At 68.9% G+C, this 21,721-nt stretch carries 18 protein-coding genes and 1 tRNA gene; 14 read left to right on the plus strand and 5 right to left on the minus strand.

Translation table 11 applies throughout. From position 1 onward, the window contains the following. Positions 1-98: 98 nt before the first annotated feature. Positions 99-2,177 (plus strand): NAD(+) synthase, encoded by a 2,079-nt coding sequence (locus D3218_RS02180; RefSeq protein WP_119538235.1) that lies wholly within the window; start codon positions 99-101, stop codon positions 2,175-2,177. 72 nt (positions 2,178-2,249) lie between these two features. On the opposite strand, the gene D3218_RS02185 is transcribed toward D3218_RS02180, so the two are convergent. Together D3218_RS02185 and D3218_RS02190 are read right to left on the minus strand one after the other, a co-directional pair. Further along, positions 2,250-2,324: transfer RNA gene (locus D3218_RS02185), tRNA-Val, on the minus strand. Continuing rightward, positions 2,315-3,166 (minus strand): HAD hydrolase-like protein, encoded by an 852-nt coding sequence (locus tag D3218_RS02190; protein ID WP_119538236.1) that lies wholly within the window; start codon positions 3,164-3,166, stop codon positions 2,315-2,317. The genes D3218_RS02185 and D3218_RS02190 overlap by 10 nt, the downstream gene beginning before the upstream one ends. 225 nt (positions 3,167-3,391) lie before the next feature. Here D3218_RS02190 and rpiA point away from each other — a divergent pair, with 225 nt between their 5' ends. From rpiA to D3218_RS02215, 5 genes are all read left to right on the plus strand, one after another. Beyond that, complete coding sequence (gene rpiA, locus D3218_RS02195; protein ID WP_119538482.1) at positions 3,392-4,087, plus strand: ribose-5-phosphate isomerase RpiA; 696 nt, start codon at positions 3,392-3,394, stop codon at positions 4,085-4,087. A 95-nt stretch (positions 4,088-4,182) separates the two neighbouring features. After that, positions 4,183-4,710 carry a DUF2059 domain-containing protein gene (locus tag D3218_RS02200; protein ID WP_119538237.1) on the plus strand — a complete coding sequence of 176 codons (528 nt, stop codon included), beginning with the start codon at positions 4,183-4,185 and terminating at the stop codon, positions 4,708-4,710. 77 nt (positions 4,711-4,787) lie between these two features. Further along, positions 4,788-6,188 carry a glutathione-disulfide reductase gene (gor, locus tag D3218_RS02205; RefSeq protein ID WP_119538238.1) on the plus strand — a complete coding sequence of 467 codons (1,401 nt, stop codon included), beginning with the start codon at positions 4,788-4,790 and terminating at the stop codon, positions 6,186-6,188. Beyond that, entirely contained in the window at positions 6,181-6,834 is a 654-nt protein-coding gene (locus D3218_RS02210; protein WP_119538239.1) for a gamma-glutamylcyclotransferase family protein, read from the plus strand. The genes gor and D3218_RS02210 overlap by 8 nt, the downstream gene beginning before the upstream one ends. Positions 6,835-6,980: 146 nt before the next feature. After that, complete coding sequence (locus D3218_RS02215; RefSeq protein ID WP_119538240.1) at positions 6,981-8,360, plus strand: class II 3-deoxy-7-phosphoheptulonate synthase; 1,380 nt, start codon at positions 6,981-6,983, stop codon at positions 8,358-8,360. 78 nt (positions 8,361-8,438) lie between these two features. Here the strand turns inward: D3218_RS02215 and D3218_RS02220 are convergent, their stop codons facing one another. Next, positions 8,439-9,107, minus strand: a complete 669-nt coding sequence (locus D3218_RS02220) for a DedA family protein (protein WP_119538241.1) — start codon at positions 9,105-9,107, stop codon at positions 8,439-8,441. Between the two features lie 208 nt (positions 9,108-9,315). Here D3218_RS02220 and D3218_RS02225 point away from each other — a divergent pair, with 208 nt between their 5' ends. Genes D3218_RS02225 through gltX form a run of 3 tightly spaced genes read left to right on the plus strand, consistent with a single transcriptional unit; the run spans position 9,316 to position 12,276 of the window. Continuing rightward, the gene (locus tag D3218_RS02225) at positions 9,316-9,633 is read left to right on the plus strand and encodes a hypothetical protein (protein ID WP_136625043.1); all 318 of its coding nucleotides are present in this window, start codon (positions 9,316-9,318) and stop codon (positions 9,631-9,633) included. Continuing rightward, entirely contained in the window at positions 9,630-10,859 is a 1,230-nt protein-coding gene (locus D3218_RS02230) for an MFS transporter (RefSeq protein WP_245414885.1), read from the plus strand. Before D3218_RS02225 ends, D3218_RS02230 begins: the two co-directional genes overlap by 4 nt. A 43-nt stretch (positions 10,860-10,902) precedes the next feature. Beyond that, a complete protein-coding gene (gene gltX, locus D3218_RS02235; RefSeq protein ID WP_119538244.1) occupies positions 10,903-12,276 on the plus strand; it encodes a glutamate--tRNA ligase in 1,374 nt (457 codons plus the stop codon). A gap of 30 nt (positions 12,277-12,306) precedes the next feature. Here the strand turns inward: gltX and D3218_RS02240 are convergent, their stop codons facing one another. Next, positions 12,307-14,619 (minus strand): NADP-dependent malic enzyme, encoded by a 2,313-nt coding sequence (locus D3218_RS02240; protein ID WP_119538245.1) that lies wholly within the window; start codon positions 14,617-14,619, stop codon positions 12,307-12,309. A gap of 185 nt (positions 14,620-14,804) precedes the next feature. Here D3218_RS02240 and D3218_RS02245 point away from each other — a divergent pair, with 185 nt between their 5' ends. Continuing rightward, a complete protein-coding gene (locus tag D3218_RS02245; protein ID WP_119538246.1) occupies positions 14,805-15,641 on the plus strand; it encodes a UDP-2,3-diacylglucosamine diphosphatase in 837 nt (278 codons plus the stop codon). A gap of 7 nt (positions 15,642-15,648) precedes the next feature. On the opposite strand, the gene dgcA is transcribed toward D3218_RS02245, so the two are convergent. Then, a complete protein-coding gene (gene dgcA / locus D3218_RS02250; RefSeq protein WP_119538483.1) occupies positions 15,649-16,635 on the minus strand; it encodes an N-acetyl-D-Glu racemase DgcA in 987 nt (328 codons plus the stop codon). A 136-nt stretch (positions 16,636-16,771) separates the two neighbouring features. Here dgcA and D3218_RS02255 point away from each other — a divergent pair, with 136 nt between their 5' ends. From D3218_RS02255 to D3218_RS02270, 4 genes are all read left to right on the plus strand, one after another. Beyond that, positions 16,772-17,962, plus strand: a complete 1,191-nt coding sequence (locus D3218_RS02255) for an ABC transporter permease (RefSeq protein WP_119538247.1) — start codon at positions 16,772-16,774, stop codon at positions 17,960-17,962. Next, complete coding sequence (locus D3218_RS02260) at positions 17,943-18,773, plus strand: ABC transporter ATP-binding protein (RefSeq protein ID WP_119538248.1); 831 nt, start codon at positions 17,943-17,945, stop codon at positions 18,771-18,773. The genes D3218_RS02255 and D3218_RS02260 overlap by 20 nt, the downstream gene beginning before the upstream one ends. Then, the gene (locus D3218_RS02265; protein WP_119538249.1) at positions 18,773-20,440 is read left to right on the plus strand and encodes an MlaD family protein; all 1,668 of its coding nucleotides are present in this window, start codon (positions 18,773-18,775) and stop codon (positions 20,438-20,440) included. Before D3218_RS02260 ends, D3218_RS02265 begins: the two co-directional genes overlap by 1 nt. A gap of 140 nt (positions 20,441-20,580) precedes the next feature. Then, the gene (locus D3218_RS02270) at positions 20,581-21,177 is read left to right on the plus strand and encodes an ABC-type transport auxiliary lipoprotein family protein (protein WP_119538250.1); all 597 of its coding nucleotides are present in this window, start codon (positions 20,581-20,583) and stop codon (positions 21,175-21,177) included. Positions 21,178-21,721 lie beyond the last annotated feature (544 nt).

Consider the following 21,721-nt stretch of genomic DNA (forward strand, 5'->3'; position numbering starts at 1 on the left):
GCGCGCCCGAATCGGACTTAAGCTCCTCCGAAGAGGCCGCGCGCGCCCTTCGCGGCCCCGCTGACCCGGAGACGATCTTGGCCTTGCCCTCGACCAGCATGGACGAACGCGCCCGCCGTTTCGCCTCGCTCCACACGCACGGTTTCGTCCGCGTCGCCGTGTCGACGCCGCGCGTCCACGTGGCGGATCCGGCGGCCAACGCCGAGTCCATCCTTGCCGAGGCCCGGCGCGCGGCAGGCGAGGGGGTCGACCTCCTGGTGTTTCCCGAACTGTCGATCTCGTCCTACGCGATCGACGACCTGCACCTGCAGGATGCGCTGCTCGATCGGGTGGAGGAGGCCGTCGGGCGCCTGCGCGAGGCGAGCGCAGACCTGTCCACGGTGCTCCTCGTGGGCGCGCCGATCCGGCGCAACGGGCGGCTCTACAACTGCGCCCTGGCGATCGCGCGCGGGCGCATCCTCGGCGTCGTGCCCAAGATCTTCCTGCCGAACTACCGAGAATACTACGAGAAGCGATGGTTCGCCTCGGGCCACGGCATCGTCGGCGAGGATCTCGCGATCGCGGGCGAGGTCGTTCCCTTCGGCACGGACCTCGTGTTCGAGGCCGAGGATCTTCGCGACTTCGTCTTCCACATCGAGATCTGCGAGGATTACTGGGCGCCGAACCCGCCCTCCATCCGGGGCGCACTGGCCGGTGCGCTTCTCCTGTGCAACCTGTCCGCCTCGCCCATCGTGGTCGGCAAGTCGGCCGACCGGCACGTGCTCACCGCCGCGCACGCCATGCGCTGCATGGCGGCCTACATGTATTCCGCGGCCGGGGCGGGTGAGAGCACCAACGACCTGTCCTGGGACGGGCAGGCGGTGATCTACGAGATGGGCGACCTTCTGGTGGAGTCCGAGCGTTTCGCCCGCGAGCCGCAGCTTACCGTCGCCGACGTCGACCTTCAGCGCCTGAGGCTGGAGCGGATGCGCACGCCGACCTTCAACGACGCGGCGGCCTTCGACGGTCACCCTGAGCAGGCGTTCCGCCGCGTCCGGTTCCGGCACGCGCCGCGTTTCGCCGATCTCGGGCTGCGCCGTCCGGTGCGTCGCTTCCCCTATGTGCCCAACGCGCCCGAGCGCCTCAACGCCGATTGCTACGAGGCCTTCAACATCCAGGTGCACGGGCTCGTCAAACGGTTCGAATCGACGCCGGGCGACCGCATGGTGATCGGCGTGTCGGGCGGTCTCGACTCGACCCATGCGCTGATCGTCGCCGCCAAGGCCTGCGACTGGCTCGGGCTGCCGCGCACCACCATTCTCGGCTTCACCATGCCGGGCTTCGCCACGGGCGATGAGACCAAGGCCAACGCCTGGGCGCTGATGCGTGCTCTCGGCATCGAGGCCGACGAGATCGACATCCGGCCCGTCGCCCGGCAGATGCTGGCCGACATGGGGCATGCCTTCTCGCGCGGCGAGCCGGTCTACGACATCACGTTCGAGAACGTTCAGGCCGGCCTTCGCACCGACTTCCTGTTCCGCCTCGCCAACCAGCGCAACGGCTTCGTGATCGGCACGGGCGACCTGTCCGAACTGGCGCTCGGCTGGTGCACCTACGGCGTCGGCGACCAGATGAGCCACTACAACGTCAACGCCGGCGTGCCGAAGACGCTGATCCAGTATCTGATCCGCTGGACGGTCGCGAGCGGGCAGTTCGACGAGGCCACGGGGCGCATGCTGTCGGCGATCCTCGCCACCGAGATCTCACCCGAGCTCGTGCCGGCCGATGCCAGCGGTGCGATCCAGAGCACCCAGGCCAAGATCGGCCCCTACGAGCTGAACGACTTCTTCCTGTTCCACACGATGCGCTACGGGCAGCCGCCCGCCAAGGTGGCCTTCCTGGCATGGCATGCGTGGCGCGACGCGGCGGCCGGGCGCTGGCCGGCGAACTTCCCGGAAGCTGCCAAGAATCAGTACGACCTCGCCACCATCCGCCATTGGCTGGAGAGGTTCCTGGTTCGATTCTTCCAGACCGCCCAGTTCAAGCGCACCGCCATGCCCAACGGCCCGAAGGTCTCGGCCGGTGGGAGCCTTTCGCCGCGTGGCGACTGGCGCGCCCCGTCGGACGCCTCGCACAACGCCTGGACCGCCGATCTCGCGGCGATTCCGACCGTCGAGCCGGATTGGCGCGAGGGCTGAGGCCGGGCACGAACGAACCGAACGGCGGGATACGTTCCGCCGTTTAGTCGTACCGTCATGGAAGGGTGGGAATGGTGGGCGATACTGGGATTGAACCAGTGACCCCTGCAGTGTGAATGCAGTGCTCTCCCGCTGAGCTAATCGCCCGTCGCGCCGGCTCGTGCCGTCTGCGAACGAGACTGCCTATAGTGGGCAATCCGGGGCTCGTCAATCCGCTCCTCGCCCGACAAGCGCGAGCGGACGAGGCGATCCACGAAGGCGACGTCGATCTCGTCGAAATGCGAGACGATCGCCGTCGCCTTGCGGCGTGCCGCGCGGTCGGCGTCGTAGCCGAAGCCGACGAGGATCGAGGGGACGTCCAGCCGCAGCGCGGCCTCCATGTCGGTATCGGTGTCGCCCACCATGACGGCGCGGTGGACGTTTCCGCCCGCTCGCGCGATCGTGCCGGCGAGGTGGGCGGGGTCCGGCTTGCGCGCGACGAACGTGTCCGCGCCGCACACGGCGGCGAAGCGCGCGGCAAGGCCGAGTTCGCGCAGCAGCCGCGCCGCCAGAGCCTCGGTCTTGTTGGTGCACACGGCGAGGGTCGCACCCGCCTCGGCCATCCGGTCCAGCGATTCCACGGCGCCGGCGAACGGCGTCGAGGCGACCGCGATGTGTTCGCAGTAGAACGCCAGGAAGCGCCGCGTCTGGCCGGCAAGCTCCTCCTCGTCCGCGGATCGTCCGGCGCGCGCATAGGCCGCTGCGAGCATGGCGCGCGCGCCGTGCCCGGCCTGCGGGCGCACCGCTTCGAGCGTCGTCTCGGCGATGTCTGCGGCGAGGAGGCAATGGTTGAGCGCGCCGGTCAGGTCGGGCGCCGTGTCCACAAGGGTGCCGTCGAGGTCGAACACCACCGTCACGCCTTCGAGGGGGCGTTCGCGGACCGCCACGCGTCCGCGAGCCTGGAGGATCGCGGCGGAACGGGCGAGGGGAACGGGGCGGGTGGCACTCATCGTTGCGGACTTTGGCGAGCCTTGGTGCGGGGTCAAGCGGAGCGGAGGGACGAACGGGCCGGGCTGGCCCGGTGCCGTCGCTTCCACCCCGCGCTGGAGCATTCGGGCCACAGGTTAAGCGGCGATTCACCAACAAAGGGTTGCGTCGCTCCGCGAGCCCGGGCGCTTTGCCTCGCGGCCGGGATCGACTAGAGGCGTGCGAGGCTTTCGAAAGGGATGCGGGACATGGACGCGGCTTCGTTGAAGGAAAAGGTCGGGCAGGCGGCGGCCGCCGAGGTGGAGACGGGGATGCGCCTCGGCATCGGCACGGGCTCCACGGCCGAGGCCTTCGTGCGAGCGCTCGCCGTGCGCGTCGGCGAGGGTCTGCGGATCGTCGGCGTGCCGACCTCCGAGCGCACCGCCGCGCTATGCCGCGACCTCGGCGTGCCGCTGGCGACCCTGGAGGAGGTGCCCGAACTCGACCTCACCGTCGACGGTGCGGATGAGCTGGATTCGCGCCTGCGCCTCGTGAAGGGCGGCGGCGGGGCGCTCCTGCGCGAGAAGATCGTCGCGGCGGCTTCCGCGCGGATGCTGGTGATCGCCGACGCGTCCAAGCGGGTGGAGAGCCTGGGCGCCTTTCCGCTGCCGATCGAGGTCAACGGCTTCGGCATCGTCGCCTCGCTCATCGCGATCGAGAAGGCGGGCAGCCTGCTCGGCCTGACCGGCTGCCTCGCGCTGCGCAAGATCGGCGAGAGCCCGTTCGTCACCGACGGCGGACACCTCATCGTGGACGCATCTTTTGGCCGTATTCCCGATCCAGAAGCGCTGTCGGCCGCCCTTCATGCGATTCCGGGCGTGGTCGAGCACGGGCTTTTCCTGGGGCTGGCGAGCGCCGCCCTCCTGGCGGGACCGGACGGGATCGAACACGTCGCGCCGCACTGACGAGGCCATGCGAAAGGGCCCGTGGGGCTTGCGGTGAATTTCAGAGTTTGGCACTTGGGCCGCGAAAGCCCGATCGAGACCAATGGAGTGGGAACTTGAAGCTTCCTAGCGAAACACTGCGCCGCGGACTGTGCGTTTCCGTCGCGCTGCTCGGCCTGTCCGTGGCTCCGGCCGTCGCGCAGGAGGTGAGCCCCTCGCATCTTTCGGCCGCTCGCACGGCGGTGGACGCGCTCGACACGACCGAGCAGTTCGACGCGATCCTTCTCAACGCGGCGACGCAGATCAAGGCCGAGCTGATCGTCAACAACCCGAACCTCCAGTCGGAAATCTCCAACATGGTGGACGACGAGGCGCTCAAGCTGGCGCCGCGCCGCGGCGACCTCGAGAGCGAGATCGCCCGCATCTACGCTAAGCTCTTCACCGAGCAGGAGCTGCGCGAGATCGGCCAGTTCTACCAGACCGAGGCCGGCAAGAAGCTGCTGTCGCAGGGGCCGACCGCCTCGCGCGAGATGATGTCGGCGGCCGACGTCTGGGCCAGCGGTATCGTGCGCGACCTGCGCAGCGCCTCGATCAACGGCGCCGCCAAGCTCGCCCCGCCGGCGACCGCCTCCACCACGCAGTGACGGCCGCGACCAGGGCCCTATAACCGACTGCAAGGGGCGGCCTCTGGCCGCCCTTTTTCCATGCAACAGGAGCGATCATGGCGTCTGGCGGGTACGATTTCGATCTCTTCGTGATCGGCGGAGGCTCCGGCGGCGTGCGCGCCGCCCGTCGCACGGCGGCGCTCGGCCACAAGGTCGCGATCGCCGAGGAATACCGGTTCGGCGGAACCTGCGTGATCCGCGGCTGCGTGCCGAAGAAGCTCATGGTCTACGCCGCGCAGTTCTCCGAGGAGTTCGAGGACGCGGCCGGCTTCGGTTGGGCGGTCGGCGACAGCCGCTTCGACTGGCCCGCGCTGATCGCCGCCAAGGACCGCGAGATCGCCCGCCTCGAAGCGATCTACGCGCGCAACGTCTCCGGCGCCGGCGCGCAGATCATGGACACGCGTGCGGTGCTGGAAGGGCCGCACGAGGTCCGGCTGATCGCCACCGACACGGTGGTGACGGCGGAGCGGATCCTCCTGGCCGCCGGCGGGCGCGCCGACCCCTTCGACGGCCTGCCGGGCGCCGAACACTGCATCACGTCGAACGAGGCCTTCCATCTGGAGCGGCTGCCGCAGTCCATCGTTATCCTGGGCGGCGGCTACATCGCCGTCGAGTTCGCCCACATCTTCGCGGGCCTCGGCTCCGAGGTCACGCTGGTCTATCGCGGCGAGAAGATCCTGCGGGGCTTCGACGACGACCTGCGCGACGCGCTTCAGGAATCGATGGTCCGCAAGGGCATCCGCGTCCTGTGCGAGGACACGATCGTGGCGGTGGAGCAGACGGCGGAGCACCGTTTCCGCGCGCGGCTGAAGAGCGGCGGGGCGCTGGACGCCGACGAGGTGATGCTGGCCATTGGCCGGTTGCCCAACACGCTGAACCTCGGCTGCGAGAAGGCGGGCGTCGAGCTCGACCGCAAGGGCGCCGTGAAGGTCGATGCCTATTCGCGGACCACGGCGGACAGCATCTGGGCGCTGGGCGACATCACCAACCGCGTGCAGCTCACGCCGGTGGCGATCCATGAGGCGATGTGCTTCGTCGACACGGTCTATCGCGACAGGCCGACGGAGCCGGACCTCGACGACATTCCGACCGCTGTGTTCTCGCGCCCCGAGATCGGCACGGTCGGCATGACGGAGGCCGAGGCGGCCGAGGCCTTCCCCGAGGTCGAGATCTACCGCACCGCCTTCCGCCCGATGCGCAACACGGTGTCGGGCCGCGAGGACCGCACGCTGATGAAGCTCGTGGTCGACGCGGGCTCGCGCCGGGTCGTCGGTGCCCATATCTTCGGGCCGGACGCGGCCGAGACGGTCCAGATGATCGGCGTCTGCGTGAAGGGGCGGCTGACCAAGGACGTGTTCGACCGCACCATGGCGCTCCACCCGAGCGCGGCCGAGGAACTCGTCACCCTGTACGAGCCGAGCTACCGGCTGCGCGAGGGCAAGCGCGTCGATGGCTGAGGCCGGCTCGGACGCCGCGATCCACGCAGACGATCCGGAGCTGGCGGCGCTGGCCGCCGAGGGGCGGGTGGTCGCCTATTTCGGATACGGCTCGCTGGTCAACCGGGCGACCCTTCGCACCCGGTTCCTGGGCATACGCCGCGCCTCGGTCACGGGGTGGCGGCGGTTCTGGATGCCGCGCGCGGCCCCCATGCCCGCGCTCCTGTCCGTGCGCCCGCACGAAGGGTTCGAGACGCGCGGCGTCGTGGTCTACGACCGGGCCGACCACCTGCCGTCCGTGGACGAGCGGGAGGCGGGCTACGCCCGCCGGGTGGTGATGCCGTGCCACGCGCGGGTCGAGGCCTCGCCCGTGGCCGATGTCCCGCTGTTCATCTACGAGGTTTCGCCGGTCGCGCTCGACGCCGCCGAGGCGGGGGCAACTATCCTGCAGTCCTATCTCGACGCGGTGCTGCAGGGGTTCCGGTCGCTCTACGGCGACACGGGGGTGGCTCGGTTCGTGGCGGAAACCGAAGGGTTCGAGACCGCGGTGCTCGCCGATCGGGCCGATCCGCGTTATCCGCGCGCGGTGCGGCTGGCGCCCGAAGAGGCCGAACTCTTCGACCGCCTCGTGACCGAGCGCGGCGCGCGGATCGTGCCGGCGGGCTGAACGCGTCCGGCGTCAACCCTTTGGTGACAAACGGCCAGGTTCGTGTCACTAAGCCGCCACCGATCCCTCGGGCGGTCTCGCCGGCCCGAGCCCTTTCGCCCGAACGAGAAACAGGAACCGGGCCCACGGTCGGTAGAGGAGATGTCATGGCCAAGGATTGGACCCCGTCGAGCTGGCGCGCGAAGCCCATCGAGCAGGTGCCGGCGTATCCCGACCTCGCGGCGCTGGGCGAAACCGAGAAGCGCCTGGCCTCCTTTCCGCCGCTGGTCTTCGCGGGCGAGGCCCGCAAGCTGAAGCGGGCGCTGGCCGAGGTGGCCGAGGGCCGCTCCTTCCTGCTCCAGGGCGGCGACTGCGCGGAGAGCTTCGCCGAGCACGGCGCGGACAACATCCGCGACTTCTTCCGCGCCTTCCTGCAGATGGCGGTCGTCCTCACCTTCGCGGCGTCCTCGCCGGTGGTGAAGGTCGGGCGCATCGCCGGCCAGTTCGCCAAGCCCCGCTCGTCGGGCAACGAGACCAAGGACGGTGTGACGCTGCCTTCCTACCGCGGCGACATCATCAACGGCATCGAGTTCGAAGAGAGCCAGCGCGTGCCGAGCCCCGAGCGGCAGGAGATGGCCTACCGCCAGTCGGCCGCGACGCTGAACCTCCTGCGCGCCTTCGCGCAGGGTGGCTATGCCAACCTCGACAACGTCCACCAGTGGATGCTCGGCTTCGTGTCCGGCAGCCCGCAGGCGGAGCGATACGGCCAGCTCGCCGACCGCATCTCCGAGACGATGAACTTCATGCGGGCGATCGGCATCAACTCCGAGAGCCATCCTTCGCTGCGCGAGACCGATTTCTTCACCAGCCACGAAGCCCTGCTCCTGGGCTACGAGGAGGCGCTGACGCGCGTCGATTCGACCAGCGGCGAGTGGTACGCCACCTCGGGCCACATGATCTGGATCGGCGACCGCACGCGCCAGCCGGACAATGCGCACGTGGAATACTGCCGGGGCATCAAGAACCCGATCGGCCTCAAGTGCGGTCCTTCGCTCCAGGCCGACGAGCTGATCCGCCTGATTGACATCCTCAACCCGCAGAACGAGGCGGGCCGGCTGACGCTCATCACCCGCTTCGGTCACGAGAAGGTGGGCGAGCATCTGCCCCGCCTGATCCGCGCGGTCCAGAAGGAAGGTCGCAAGGTGGTCTGGTCGTGCGACCCGATGCACGGCAACACGATCACGGTGAACGACTACAAGACCCGGCCCTTCGACCGCATCCTGTCGGAGGTCGAAGCCTTCTTCGACGTTCACCGCGCCGAGGGCACGCACGCGGGCGGCATCCATGTCGAGATGACCGGCAAGGACGTGACCGAATGCACGGGCGGCGCGCGGCCGGTCCTCGCCGAGGATCTGTCCGATCGCTACCACACGCATTGCGACCCGCGCCTCAACGCCAACCAGGCGCTGGAGCTCGCCTTCCTGACCGCCGAGCGGATCAAGAAGGAGCAGGACGCCTATTGCCCGCCGCAGGCGGTCGGCTTCTGAGCGGGAGAGCTCGCAGCTAGGGAAGGATGGTTGGGCCGGACGGAAACGTCCGGCCTTTTCGATTCCCGGTGTCCCGGATCAATCGCCGGACTTGCGCTCAGCGCCGGGCGGGCGGCGGGAGCGGGCCGGCTCCAGCGCCTCGGCGTCCGCCTCGTCGCGCCCGCGCGAGAACAGCTTGTCGCGCACCACCGAGCCGCCCTGTTGCCAGGCGAAGAACAGCGCCAGCAGCACGACGACGACGGCCAGACCGACCATCACCCCGTGCTCCATCATTTCCAGGCGCTGGAACACGGAGGTGATCGAGTAGCCGAAGACGTAGCCGATCGTGGTGAACAGGCCGGCCCAGATGCCGGCGCCGATGAAGTTCAGGATCAGGAATCGCGGAACGGTGATCGAGGACAGGCCGAGCGCGATCAGCCCCGGCATGCGCAGGCCGTAGACGTAGCGGTTCACGATCACGAAATAGGCCTGGAACCGGTCCACCAGCCGCAGGGCCTTGGCGAACTTCGGCTTCTTCTTCCAGCGGACCACCCACCGGCTGTCGGAGAAGTAGCGCGAGAACAGGAACACCGCGAGGTCGCCGCAGAAGGAGCCCACGAAGGCCAGGCTCGCCATCAGTTCGATCGAATAGGAATTGCGGTAGGCGAGGAAGCCGCCGATGATGGCGAAGACCTCACCTTCGAAGAACGTCCCCGCGAAGACGATGCCGGGGCCGAACCGATCGATCAGAGAGAGGATTTCGTACACGCGGTCTCCGCAGGCGTCGTCATGCTAGGTTTCCCCGCGCCCTATGTCGGGCGGAATGCGCGATTTGCAAAGGGGAGGCAAGGGCCAAGCGCGCATCACAGAGTTGCGCGCGTTGGCGTGTCGTGCTGTCACGCATGGGGGTTCGCTCACAGGGCGAAAGGCGCTCGACCCGGTGGCGAGCGCGAGGGGAATTCGACGAATGCATGCGATGGAGACGCCCGCGCCGACGGATGTCCTGGCGGCGGTGCTGGCCGTGGGCATCCTGTTTCTCTTGCGCTTCGCGCTGGCGCTGCGCCGGATGCGACACGAACTCGGCGCGCAGCGGCGCGATCCCGTTCCGGCATGGCGCGACGTCACGCGGCCGATGAGCTTCGGCGCCGCCATGGAGCCGAATCGTCGCCATGCCGTGCGTCAGCTCGTGACGGGGCTTTTCCTCCTGGCGCTGGCCGCGGTCCTCGGCGCATGGCTCGGCGGCGCCGCCCTGTTCGGCTGGCCGGTGCCCTTCGCACCGCAGTGGGCGTCGTGAGCGTTCGGCACGAGGGCGCGGGGCGTTTCCTCGTCGCCAACGCGCGCTGGCTCGGCGGTGCGTTCCTCCTGTGCCTGTGCTCGTCGTTCGGGCAGACCTACTTCATCTCGCTGTCGGGCGGCGAGATCCGGCGCGAGCTGCAACTCAGCCACGGCGAGTTCGGCCTCCTCTACATGCTGGCGACGCTCGCCAGCGCCGCCACCCTGCCGTTTCTCGGGCGGGCCATCGATCGCTTTCCGACGCGCCGCGTCGCGAGCGCGACCGTGGTCGGGCTGGCTGCCGCCTGTGTCGTCATGGCAACGGTCCCCTCCGTTCCGGTTCTAGTGGTGGCCCTGTATCTCCTCCGCCTCTGCGGGCAGGGCATGATGTCCCAGACCGCCTTCACGGCGGTGGGGCGCTGGTTCGTCGCCAATCGCGGGCGGGCGGTGTCCTATGCCACGATCGGCTATCAGGCCGGCGAGGCGACGCTGCCGCTCATCTTCGTGGCCACGGTCGGTCTCCTGGGCTGGCGCGGAAGCTGGTTCGCCTCCGCCGCGTTCCTGGTCGTGCTGGGCCTTCCGGCGATCTACGCCCTCGTCCGCCGCGAGCGCGACCCGCAGAGCACCATGGCCCCCGATCTGCGCCGACCGGCGGTGCGCGAGCGCATGCTCGCCGAGGTCGTGCGCATGCCGAGCTTCTACCTCCTGTGCACCGCCGTGGTGGCGCCGTCCTTCATCGTCACGACGATCTTCTTCCACCAGATCTACCTCGCCGATCTGCGCGGTTGGCCGGTGGAGCTGTTCGCCTCGGGCTTCGTGCTCATGTCCACGGCGACGGCGGCCTGCGCGCTGACCTGCGGCTGGCTGATCGACCGCTACACGGCGGTGCGCATCCTGCCGTTCTTCCTCCTCCCGCTGACCTTCGCGTGCCTTGCGATCTCGCAGATCGAATCGTCCGCGGCGATCTTCGTGTTCATGGGGCTCGTCGGCATCTCCAACGGCTTCGCCGCGACGCTCTTCGGCGCGCTCTGGCCCGAGCTCTACGGTGTGCGCCATCTGGGCGCGATCCGCTCGGTGGTCCTTTCGGCCATCGTCTTCGGCAGCGCGCTGGGCCCCGGCGTCACCGGCTACCTGATCGATCGCGGCGTCTCCTTTCCGTTGCAGATCGCGGTGATGGGGATCTACTGCCTGTGCGGGGCGGCGATGCTGGCGTTCTGGTCCCGCTGGCACGCCCGTCAGGCCGACTGAGCCTCGATTGCCACGAGCGCCGCCGGGGTCTATCGCCAGACGCATGACCGTGCTCGTTCGCTTCGCCCCGTCGCCCACCGGCTATCTCCATATCGGCAACCTTCGGCCGGCGCTGTTCAACTGGCTCTTCGCCCGGCGGCAGGGCGGCCGGTTCCTCCTTCGCTACGACGACACCGACCGCGAGCGGTCCCGGGCCGAATATGCGGAAGGCATTGCCGAGGATCTCGCCTGGATCGGCATCCGGCCCGACGCCGTGGCGCGCCAGTCCGATCGCCTGTCGCACTACGACGCGGCGGCCGACCTCCTGCGCGACAGCGGCCTGCTCTACGCCTGCTACGAGACCGCCGACGAGTTGGAGCGCATGCGCAAGCGCCGAATGGGGCGTGGGCAGCCTCCGGTCTACGGCCGCGAGGCCCTACGCCTCTCGGCGGAGGATCGCGCGCGCCTGGAGGCGGACGGTCTGCGCGCGCACTGGCGCTTCCGCCTGCCGAACTTCGCCGACGACCCGTTCCGGCCGGAACGGACCGAGGTGCACTGGGACGACGTCGTGCGCGGCCGGCAGACGGTGGACCTCGCCTCCCTGTCCGATCCCGTGCTGGTACGCGAGGACGGCACCTATCTCTATACGTTCTGCTCGGTGGTGGACGACGGCGAGATGCGTGTCAGCCACGTGCTGCGCGGCGACGACCACGTGACCAACACCGGCGTCCAGATCGCCCTGTTCGAGACGCTGGGGCACGCCGTGCCGGCCTTCGGGCACTTCAACCTCCTGACCACGATCGACGGGGAGGGACTGTCCAAGCGCAGCGGCGCCCTGTCGCTCCGCTCGCTGCGCGCCGAAGGGCTGGAGCCGATGGCGGTGGCCTCGCTCGCAGTGCTCACGGGCCTGTCGGGATCGATCGAGGCGATGCCCGACCTTGATGCCTTAGAGGCGCGGCTCGATTTCCGTCACGTCTCAGCATCGAGCTCGAAGTTCGATCCGGCCGAGCTGGCGCGCCTCAACGCCGAACTCGTGCACGCCATGCCCTACGAGCGGGCGGCCGAGAGGCTTCGCGCGCTCGGGGTGCCCGACGCCGTGGCCGAAGCGTTCTGGCTGGCGGTGCGGCGCAATTGCGGGCGCGTGGCCGACGCCGCCGAATGGCGTGACGTCGTGTTCGGACCGCCGCCGGCCGCGCCGGCGCTCGGCGACGAGGATCGCGCGTTCGCAGGACGCGCTTTCGACCTCCTGCCGCCCGGCCCCTGGGACCGAACCACGTGGAAGACCTGGACGGAGCGCGCGAAGGCCGAGACAGGCCGCAAGGGCCGGTCGCTGTTCATGCCGCTGCGGCTGGCGCTGACGGGGCTGGAGCACGGGCCCGAACTCGCCGATCTCCTGCCGCTGATCGGGCCGGAGCGCGCGGCCGCCCGCCGCCCCTGAGGGCGGCGCGCCGACCCGCGCCCGGCGGCCTCAGCCTTCCTCGTCGCGCTGAACCGCCTCGGCCACCGCGATCGCGGCCATGTTCACCACGCCGCGCGAGGTCACCGACGGCGTCAGGATATGCGCGGGCTTTGCGGTGCCGAGGAGGATCGGCCCGACATGCAGCGCGTCGGTCATCGACTTCACGACGTTCATCGTGATGTTGGCCGCGTCCAGCGTCGGAAACAGCAGGAGGTTGGCGTCCTCGGTCAGCGTCGAGTTGGGCATCACCCGCTGACGCAGCTCGCGCGAGAGCGCGGCGTCGCCATGCATCTCGCCGTCGATCTCGAGGTTCGGCATCGCCTCGCGCACCAGCGCGAGCGCGGCGCGCAGCTTGCGGGCGTCCTGCGTATCGGCCGTGCCGAAGTTCGAATGCGACAGCAGCGCGGCGCGCGGCTGGATGCGGAACCGCTGGATCATGCGTGCCGCGAGCTGCGCGATCTCCGCCAGGTTCTCGGCCGTCGGGCTGTCCTGCACGTAGGTGTCGGCGAAGAAGGTCGTGGCGTTCTGCGAGATCAGGAGGCTGAGGCCCGACAGACGTCCGACGCCCGGCGCCACGCCGATGATCTGGCGGATGTCACGGATCTGGCGCGAGAATCGGCCTGCGAGGCCGCAGATCAGGATGTCGGCGTCCCCGCGCGAAACCGAGACCGCGCCGATCACCGTCGTGTTGGTGCGCACCAAGGCGCGCGCCGTATCCGGGTTCACGCCGCGACGACCGACCTTGGAGAAGTAGTGGTCCACGTAGTCGCGGTAGCGCGGATCGTCCTCGGGGTTCACCACCTCGAAATCCTGATGCGGGCGGATGCGCAGGCCGAAACGTTCGAGCCGCGTCTGGATCACGCTGGGGCGGCCGATCAGGATCGGCCGGCAGACCTTGTCCTCCATCAGGACCTGCGCGGCGCGAAGGACGCGCTCGTCCTCGCCGTCCGAGAAGATGACCCGCTTCTCCGAGTTCCGCGCGATGGCGAAGATCGGCTTCATCACCAGGCCGGAGCGGTAGACGAAGCGGTTCAGCCGGTCGAGATAGGCGTCCCAGTCGGCGATCGGTCGCAGCGCGACGCCCGTCGCCTCGGCCGCGCGCGCCACGGCGGGGGCGATTTTCAGGATGAGCCGAGGGTCGAAGGGCGAGGGGATCAGGTATTCCGGCCCGAAGATCGGCGTCTCGGATCCGTAGGCCTTGGCCGCGACCTCGGACACCTCCTCGCGCGCCAGCGCGGCGATCGCGTCCACCGCCGCGATCTTCATCTCCTCGTTGATGGACGTCGCGCCGCAGTCCAGCGCGCCGCGGAAGATGTAGGGGAAGCACAGGACGTTGTTGACCTGGTTGGCGAAATCCGAGCGCCCGGTGCAGATCATCGCGTCCTGGCGCACCTCGCGCGCGAGGTCGGGCATGATCTCCGGCGTCGGGTTGGCGAGCGCCATCACCAGCGGCTTCTCGGCCATCGATTCGAGAAGCTCGGGCTTGAGCACCCCGCCGGCCGAGAGACCTAGGAAGATGTCGGCCCCACCGATCACCTCGGGGAGCGTGCGCGCCTCGGTCTTCTTGGCATAGACCGCCATCCAGCGGTCCATTCCCTTCTCGCGCCCCTCGTAGACGACGCCTTCCTTGTCCGTGCAGGTGATGTTCTCGACCCGAGCGCCGAGCGACACGAGGAGGTTGAGGCAGGCGAGGGCGGCCGCCCCGGCACCGGAGGTGACGATCCGCACGTCCTCGATGCGCTTGCCCGCGAGCAGCAGCGCGTTGCGCACCGCGGCAGCGACGATGATCGCCGTTCCGTGCTGGTCGTCGTGGAAGACAGGAATGCCCATCTTGGCGCGGAGCTGCTCCTCCACCTCGAAGCACTCGGGCGCCTTGATGTCCTCGAGGTTGATGCCGCCGAAGGTCGGCTCCAGCGCCGAGACGACGTCCACCATGCGATCGATGCTGGTGGCGTCGATCTCGATGTCGAAGACGTCGATGTCGGCGAACTTCTTGAACAGGACCGCCTTGCCTTCCATCACCGGCTTAGACGCGAGCGGGCCGATATTGCCGAGCCCGAGCACCGCCGAACCGTTGGACACCACCGCCACGAGGTTCGCCCGGCTGGTGAAGTCGGCGGCGACCGCCGGATCGTCGGCGATGGCGAGGCACGGCGCGGCGACGCCCGGCGAGTAGGCGAGCGCGAGGTCGCGCTGGTTGCCGAGGGGCTTGGTGGCGTGGACGCCGAGTTTCCCGGGCTTGGGATGGCGGTGGTAGAACAGCGCCTGCTCGTCCAGATCCCGCTTGGCGGAGGTGTTTCTGGTCTCGTCGGCGCTCGTCATGCCTGCGTCTCCCGTGTCTCGGGCGCGGCGCAACGCTGCGCCGGACCCGCATCGATCATGCGTGGACCGACTAATGCCTGCGGCGACCGCGGTAGACAAGCTCCGGGCGGAACGCGCGGCGTCACATGGATGCAATGCAAAACGGCCAGTTTGCCCCCAATGGCAAGCGAAGGGGGCCGACGCCCATGACGCCGACGAGAACGCCTGGTCCGATCCGGCATTTCCGCACGCTCTTCATCTCCGACCTGCATCTGGGCTCCAAGGCGGCGCAGGCCGAACGCCTCCTGGCGTTCCTCGCCGTGCACGATGCGGAGAAGATCTATCTGGTCGGCGACATCGTGGACGGATGGCGGCTCAAGCGCGCGTGGCACTGGCCGCAGTCCCACAACGACGTGGTGCAGGCGTTCCTGCGCAAGGCCCGCAAGGGCACGCAGATCGTCTACGTTCCCGGCAATCACGACGAGTTCCTACGCGGCTTCCCCGGCCAGCATTTCGGCGGGATCGAGGTGCGGCTGACCGACGTGCACGAGACGGCGGACGGACGGCGCCTCCTGGTGATGCACGGCGACGAGTTCGACGTCGTGGTGCGCAACGCGCGTCTGATCGCCTATCTCGGCGACTGGGCCTACGACGCAGCCATCGCGATCAACCTCGTGTTCAACCAGTTCCGCCGCCGCTTCGGCTTCGGCTACTGGTCGTTCTCGTCCTGGGCCAAGCTCAAGGTGAAGAACGCCGTGTCCTTCATCGGCGCCTTCGAGACCGCGCTCGCCTCCGAGGCCGGGCGCATGGGATGCGACGGCGTGGTGTGCGGCCATATCCACCACCCGCAGATCGCGGAGCGGGCCGGGATGCTCTACGTCAACAGCGGCGACTGGGTGGAAAGCTGCTCCGCGATCGCCGAGCGTCACGACGGCTCGCTCGAACTCCTCACCTGGACGGGCCTACCCGCGGCGGCGCCTCAGCTCGTGGACCTGCCGCAGTCCGAGGAGATCAAGCCGCTCGAGCCCGCCAAGGCCGCCTGACGCGCCCTCAACCCCAGAGCGCCGGGCTCGGCGCGCCCACGGTCGAGCCCTCGTAGGCCAGCCCGTCCGCCCGATCCTCCGCCAGCAGGAGCGGTCCGTCCAGATCGCAGAGCTCGGCCTCCTGCGCGAGGAGCACGGCCGGCGCCATGGCGAGCGACGAGCCGACCATGCAGCCCGCCATCACCCCGAAGCCGAGCCGGCGCGCTTCGCGCAGGAACCTCAGCCCCTCGGTCAGCCCGCCGGTCTTGTCGAGCTTGAGGTTCACGTAGTCGTAGCGGCCGACGAGGCTCGCAAGGTCGCCGCTGCCGTGCACCGATTCGTCCGCGCAGACCGGCACCGGCCTTGGCATCCGGGCAAGCATCTCGTCCTGCCCCGCCGGCAGCGGCTGCTCCACCACCGCCGCTCCGACCCCCGCCGCCGCCAGCATCAGCTCACGGATCGTTTCCGGCCGCCAGCCCTCGTTGGCGTCGATGATGAGTCGCGCACCCGGCGCCGCCGCGCGCACGGCCCGCATCCTTTCCGCATCGCCCTCCGGCCCGCCGACCTTGACCTTGAGGACGCTGCGCCCCCGCACGGCGGCGGCTGCCCGGTGCATCTCGTCGGCGGTGTCCAAGGAGATGGTGAAGGCCGTGTCCACGGCACGGGGGCGGGCGATGCCGAGCCGCCGGGCCACTCCGTCGCCGTCGCGCTTGGCCTCGAGGTCCCAGAACGCGCAGTCCAGCGCGTTGCGGGCCGCGCCGGCGGGCAGGAGGTCCTGCAGCTCCTGCCGCGTCGCGCCGGCCTCGACCGCGGATCGCGCACCCTCGATCGCCGCGCACACGCTCTCGACGCTCTCGCCGTAGCGCGCATAGGGCACGCATTCGCCTCGGCCTCGCGCGGCGCCTTCGTCGAGGGTGCAGACGACCACCACGGCCTCGGTCTTAGAGCCACGCGCGATGGTGAAGCGGCGCGCCAGCGGGAAGCGGTCCACTGTGACTGAAAGACGACGCGGCATCATATTTCCTCGACAAACTCGGGTGGGCATTGCATCGCACACGATGCAAGCTAACTCTGCCTTCACAAACTTTAGCCGGCGATGCGAGCGCATCGGCGAGATTTTTCGACTGCCAACCTCCGACCCGAGCGATCGCATGCTGGATACTCCGCAACCCGAAAGGGCACCGAAGAAGGATGGTCGCCCGGACGGCGCCGCCCCTTCGCTCGACGCGGAGAAGGGCAATGGCGGCGTCGTGCTGCATTTCGCCGGCGACTGGCTCGCACGCACCATCGGCGGCGTGGAGCAGGTCGTCGACGAGACGCGGAAGGCCGACCTCGGCAAGGCCGTGACGTTCGACCTCTCCGGAGTGGGGCGGCTCGACACGTCCGGCGCGCTGCTGATCGAGAGGCTGGAGCGCGGCCTCGGCGAGAAGGGTGCCGAGATCCGCTCGGAAGGGCTCGGCCATGCCGAGACCATGCTGTTCGAGGCGGTGCGCAAGGCGCTCGACACGCCTCGGCCGGAGGTCAAGGCGAAGCGGACCTCGAAGGTCGCCGATTTCTTCGCCGCCATCGGTGCCAACGTCTTCGCGGTGGGTCGCGAATCGATGATGGGCCTCAACATCGTCGGCGCCTCGCTCTACGGCGCCGGCCGACGCATCACCGGCAAGCAGCGCTGGCGTCCGGCGGCGATCGTCAGCCAGATGGACCGGATGGGCGTGCGCGCCGTGCCGATCATCGCGCTGATGAGCTTCCTGATCGGCGCCGTGATCGCGCAGCAGGGCGCCTTCCAGCTTCGCAACTTCGGCGCGGAGATCTTCGTGGTCGATCTGGTGGGCATCCTCCAGCTCCGCGAGATCGGCGTCCTCCTCACCGCCATCATGATCGCCGGCCGCTCCGGCAGCGCCATCACGGCGGAGATCGGCTCGATGCGGATGCGCGAGGAGGTCGACGCGCTTCAGGTCATCGGCCTCAACCCGATCGGCGTCCTGGTGTTTCCGCGCATCGTGGCGCTGACGCTGGTGCTGCCGCTCCTCGCCTTCATCGCCGACATCGCGGGCCTACTGGGCGCGATCACCGTGACCTGGATCTATTCCGGCATCACGCCCGACGCCTTCATCACCCGCATGCGCAGCGCCATCGACATCGGAACCGTGTTCGCCGGCCTCATCAAGGCGCCGTTCATGGCCATCGTGATCGGCGTCGTCGCCTCGCTCGAAGGTCTGAAGGTCGGCGGCAGCGCCGAAAGCCTCGGCCGCCACGTGACCGCCTCGGTGGTCAAGTCCATCTTCCTTGTCATCCTCCTGGATGCCGTGTTCGCGATCTTCTATGCCGCCATCGGATACTGACACCAAACCCCGCTCCGAGGACCACGACGTCATCATCCGCGCGACGGACGTGACGGTGCGCTTCGGCTCCAAGACGATCCTCGACGGCCTGTCGCTCGACGTGCGGCGCGGCGAGATCCTTGGATTCGTCGGCGCTTCGGGAACCGGCAAGTCCGTTCTCCTGCGCACGATCCTCGGCCTCAACGCCAAGCAGGGCGGCACGATCGAGGTCTTCGGCGTCGACTACGAGCGCGCCGACGAGGCCGCGCGCCTCAGCGTCGAGCAGCGTTGGGGCGTCCTGTTCCAGCAGGGCGCGCTGTTCTCCTCGCTGACGGTGCTCGAGAACATCCAGGTGCCGATGCGCGAGTATCTCGACATCTCGCCCAAGCTGATGGACGAACTGGCGCGGTTGAAGATCGACCTCGTCGGGCTGGCCGCGGACGCGGCCGACAAATACCCGTCCGAACTTTCGGGCGGCATGATCAAGCGCGCCGCGCTCGCCCGCGCGTTGGCCCTGGACCCGGACATCGTGTTCCTGGACGAGCCGACCTCGGGCCTCGACCCGATCGGCGCGGCGGACTTCGACGAACTCATCATGACGCTGCGCGATACGCTCGGGCTGACGGTGTACATGGTGACGCACGACCTCGACAGCCTTTTCCAGGCCTGCGACCGAATCGCGGTGCTGGGCAAGAAGAAGGTCCTCGTGGAAGGGCCGCTCCAGACGATGCTGGACTTCGACGACGACTGGGTTCGGTCGTACTTCCACGGCAAGCGGGCTCGCTATGTCGTGCCCAAGGACGAGAATCCGTACTACAGCGAGAACGAGTGATGGAAACCAGAGCCAACTACATCCTCGTCGGTGTGTTCACCGTCGCGGTGCTTCTGGCGAGCTTCGGCTTCGTCTACTGGTCCGCGAACGTTTCCGATCGCGACTCGCGCATTCCCCTCCTGGTGCGGATCGAGGGCTCGGTGTCCGGCCTCAGCCAGGGCAGCCAGGTGCTGTTCAACGGCCTTGCGGTCGGTTCGGTCACGAACCTGCGCATCGACCCCAACAATCCGCGCGTCGTGATCGCCACCACGCAGATCGACCGCGCCACGCCCGTCACCACCTCGACCACTGCCACGATCGGCTTCCAGGGCCTGACCGGCATCGGCTTCATCGGGCTCACCGGCGGCAACGTCAACGATCGCAACATCATCGAATCCGCGATGGAGCAGGGCGCGACGCCGGTCATCACCGCCAATCCGTCCGACGTCACCGACATCCTGGCGACGGCGCGCGACATCGCCGACCGCGCCAACAACATCCTCGGAGAGTTCGAGCAGATCGTGCAGGCGATCGGGCCGGCGGTGCGCACCACTGCCGACAACGTGGCGCAGACCTCCACCAACGTGCGCACCTTCACCGACAGCCTCGCCTCCAACGCCGACCAGATCGACGACTTCCTGGCCAGCCTCGCCGAGCTTTCGCGCAGCGCCAACAACGTGGCGCTCCAGCTTCCCGATCTGATGAGCCGGGCCAGCACCTTCATCGGCGCGCTGGACGTGGCGGCAGTCAACCAGTCGATCCAGAACGTCGCGGCGATCACGCAGTCGCTGCGCGACCAGACCGGCAACGTGACGCGCGCGATCGAGTCCGTCTCCACGGCCGTCTCCGGCTTCGGCGCCGTCGGCGACACGATCAACCAGAACCTGCCGAGCGTTCAGGACTTCCTGGCGCGTCTCGGCCCGATCTCCGAGACCGCCACCAGCGTGGCGACGCGCCTCGACTCCACGCTTGCCGACGTGTCTCAGATCACCGCGGCGGTGAACCCGGATCAGGTGCGCTCGACCATCGACAGCGTCAGCGGCTTCACCGGCGCGCTGAACGCCCAGTCGGGCCGCGTCGGCTCGGTTGTCGCCGGCGCCGACACCGCGCTGCAGACCCTCAACGGCGCGCTGGAAGGGCTGAACGGCACGCGCGCCCGCATCGACACGCTGCTCGCGGCTGTCAGCGCGTCGACCATCAACCAGGCGGTCAACGACGTGTCGTCGGCCACCAACAACATCGCGGCCGCCGCCGATTCCGTTCGCGGCGTGGCGGACAACATCAATTCGCGCCGCGAGGACATCAACAGCATCATCACCAATGTCGAGGACACGAGCGCCAGCCTGAAGGTGGCGTCGAACCAGGTCCAGACGCTGATCAACTCGGTCAACGGGCTGGTGAACAGCCCGGACGGGCAGGGCCTCACCACCGAGGCGCGGGCGACGCTGCAGAGCATCCGCCAGACGGCGGAGACGATCCAGCGCGCGATCGGCCCGATCTCGGCCAACCTGCAGAACTTCACCGGCCAGGGCCTCCAGGACGCGCGCAACCTCATCCGCGAGACGACGCAGGCCGTCACCCGGATCGAGCGGGCGATCATCGATCTCGCCAACAACCCGAGCCGCGTGATCTACGGCGGCGACGGCGGCGGCGAGGTGCGTCAGTTCGACGGCCGGACGCGGCGCTGACCCGCAGCGCCGCCCGCCGGCGGGTGTTCCGCCGGCAACAGTGTCGGGCGAAGCGGCCGGAAGAGGCGCTGCGCCCCTTTGAAACCCACCGGAAGCGCGCCAGCTTGCGTGTTCCGCCTGTAAATGCGTCGAGGATCCAGATGGCACGAAACGCTGCGGCAAGATGGTCCGGCCTGGTTGTGGCGGCGCTCGCGCTGTCGGCCTGCGCCTCGCTCAAGACACCGCCGGCGACGTTCGAGCTGTCGCCGCCGCGCGCCGCGGCCGTCGGCTCCGCGTCCACGCGGGCGCAGATCCTGCTGCCCGAGCCCACGGCGACGCGCACGCTCGACAGCCAACAGATCGTCGTCAAGCCGACGCCGCAGACCATCGAAGGCCTGGCGGACAGTCAGTGGAGCGACCGGCTTCCGCGCCTCGTGCAGCTTCGCCTGCTCCAGGCGTTCCAGAACACGGGGCGCATCGGCGCCGCCGGCGTGCCGGGGCAGGGCCTCGCCATCGACTACCAGGTCGTCACCGAGTTGCGCCGATTCGAGATCGCGTTCCAGCCGAGCGCGACGGCCGTGGTCGAGATTTCGGTCAAGGCGTTGAACGACCGCACCGGCGTGGTGCGCGGAAGCCGCGTCTTCCAGGCGGCGGTTCCGGTCGCGAACGGAGACCCGTCGGCCTACGTGACGTCGCTCGACGCGGCCTTCTCGCAGGTGGCCGACGAGATCGTCGGCTGGATGATCCGCCTGATCTGACCTCCACGACGAGGCCTCTACGCGAACCGATGAAAGCCCGCTTCGGCGGGCTTTTTCATGCGCGGCGACACCCCGATCTCCGGTGGAGCTCGGCCGCGCGCGGCGCGTCCCGTCACGATCGTTTCGGCGCGAACGTCCTCATCGCCATGAAGGGCGCAACGCATCGAAACCCGTTGCAGGGGCGTCGGTCGAATAGCAGGCGCGCCCCACCGGACCCGGACTGGCGCGTAGGCATTGGAACCCCCATGCGGTGCAGTCCGGAGAACCCTGCGCCCCTCGCTTCCTCATGGCGCGAGCCTGACGCGTCCGGCTCCCACATTTCCGCCCACCTCGTATCGAACGGCTGGAGGGACCACACGGAGCGTGCCGCGCGAGAGGCGTAATGACCGCTCCAGCTAGCTTCGCCATGCGCGGGCCATCTCGATGACACGCGGCAACCTTTCAGCGGCTGCATCGGACGTCGTCCCATGCCTCATACGGCTTGTTCGCCCGTGACGAACCCCATCGCCCATGTCGCAGTCGATATGCCTAATCGGGGCCAGGT

The sequence above is a fragment of the Aureimonas flava genome, assembly GCF_003583935.1.
Taxonomy (GTDB): domain Bacteria; phylum Pseudomonadota; class Alphaproteobacteria; order Rhizobiales; family Rhizobiaceae; genus Aureimonas; species Aureimonas flava.

Bases quoted from the DNA above. Each gene is read 5' to 3' on its own strand.
- D3218_RS02190 (WP_119538236.1), bottom strand. From the start codon at position 3,166: ATGAGTGCCACCCGCCCCGTTCCCCTCGCCCGTTCCGCCGCGATCCTC.
- D3218_RS02180 (WP_119538235.1), top strand. From the start codon at position 99: ATGGACGAACGCGCCCGCCGTTTCGCCTCGCTCCACACGCACGGTTTC.
- D3218_RS02215 (WP_119538240.1), top strand. From the start codon at position 6,981: ATGGCCAAGGATTGGACCCCGTCGAGCTGGCGCGCGAAGCCCATCGAG.
- D3218_RS02255 (WP_119538247.1), top strand. From the start codon at position 16,772: ATGCTGGATACTCCGCAACCCGAAAGGGCACCGAAGAAGGATGGTCGC.
- D3218_RS02210 (WP_119538239.1), top strand. From the start codon at position 6,181: ATGGCTGAGGCCGGCTCGGACGCCGCGATCCACGCAGACGATCCGGAG.
- gor (WP_119538238.1), top strand. From the start codon at position 4,788: ATGGCGTCTGGCGGGTACGATTTCGATCTCTTCGTGATCGGCGGAGGC.
- D3218_RS02240 (WP_119538245.1), bottom strand. From the start codon at position 14,619: ATGACGAGCGCCGACGAGACCAGAAACACCTCCGCCAAGCGGGATCTG.
- D3218_RS02265 (WP_119538249.1), top strand. From the start codon at position 18,773: ATGGAAACCAGAGCCAACTACATCCTCGTCGGTGTGTTCACCGTCGCG.
- gltX (WP_119538244.1), top strand. From the start codon at position 10,903: ATGACCGTGCTCGTTCGCTTCGCCCCGTCGCCCACCGGCTATCTCCAT.
- dgcA (WP_119538483.1), bottom strand. From the start codon at position 16,635: ATGCCGCGTCGTCTTTCAGTCACAGTGGACCGCTTCCCGCTGGCGCGC.
- D3218_RS02225 (WP_136625043.1), top strand. From the start codon at position 9,316: ATGGAGACGCCCGCGCCGACGGATGTCCTGGCGGCGGTGCTGGCCGTG.
- D3218_RS02260 (WP_119538248.1), top strand. From the start codon at position 17,943: ATGCCGCCATCGGATACTGACACCAAACCCCGCTCCGAGGACCACGAC.
- D3218_RS02270 (WP_119538250.1), top strand. From the start codon at position 20,581: ATGGCACGAAACGCTGCGGCAAGATGGTCCGGCCTGGTTGTGGCGGCG.
- rpiA (WP_119538482.1), top strand. From the start codon at position 3,392: ATGGACGCGGCTTCGTTGAAGGAAAAGGTCGGGCAGGCGGCGGCCGCC.
- D3218_RS02245 (WP_119538246.1), top strand. From the start codon at position 14,805: ATGACGCCGACGAGAACGCCTGGTCCGATCCGGCATTTCCGCACGCTC.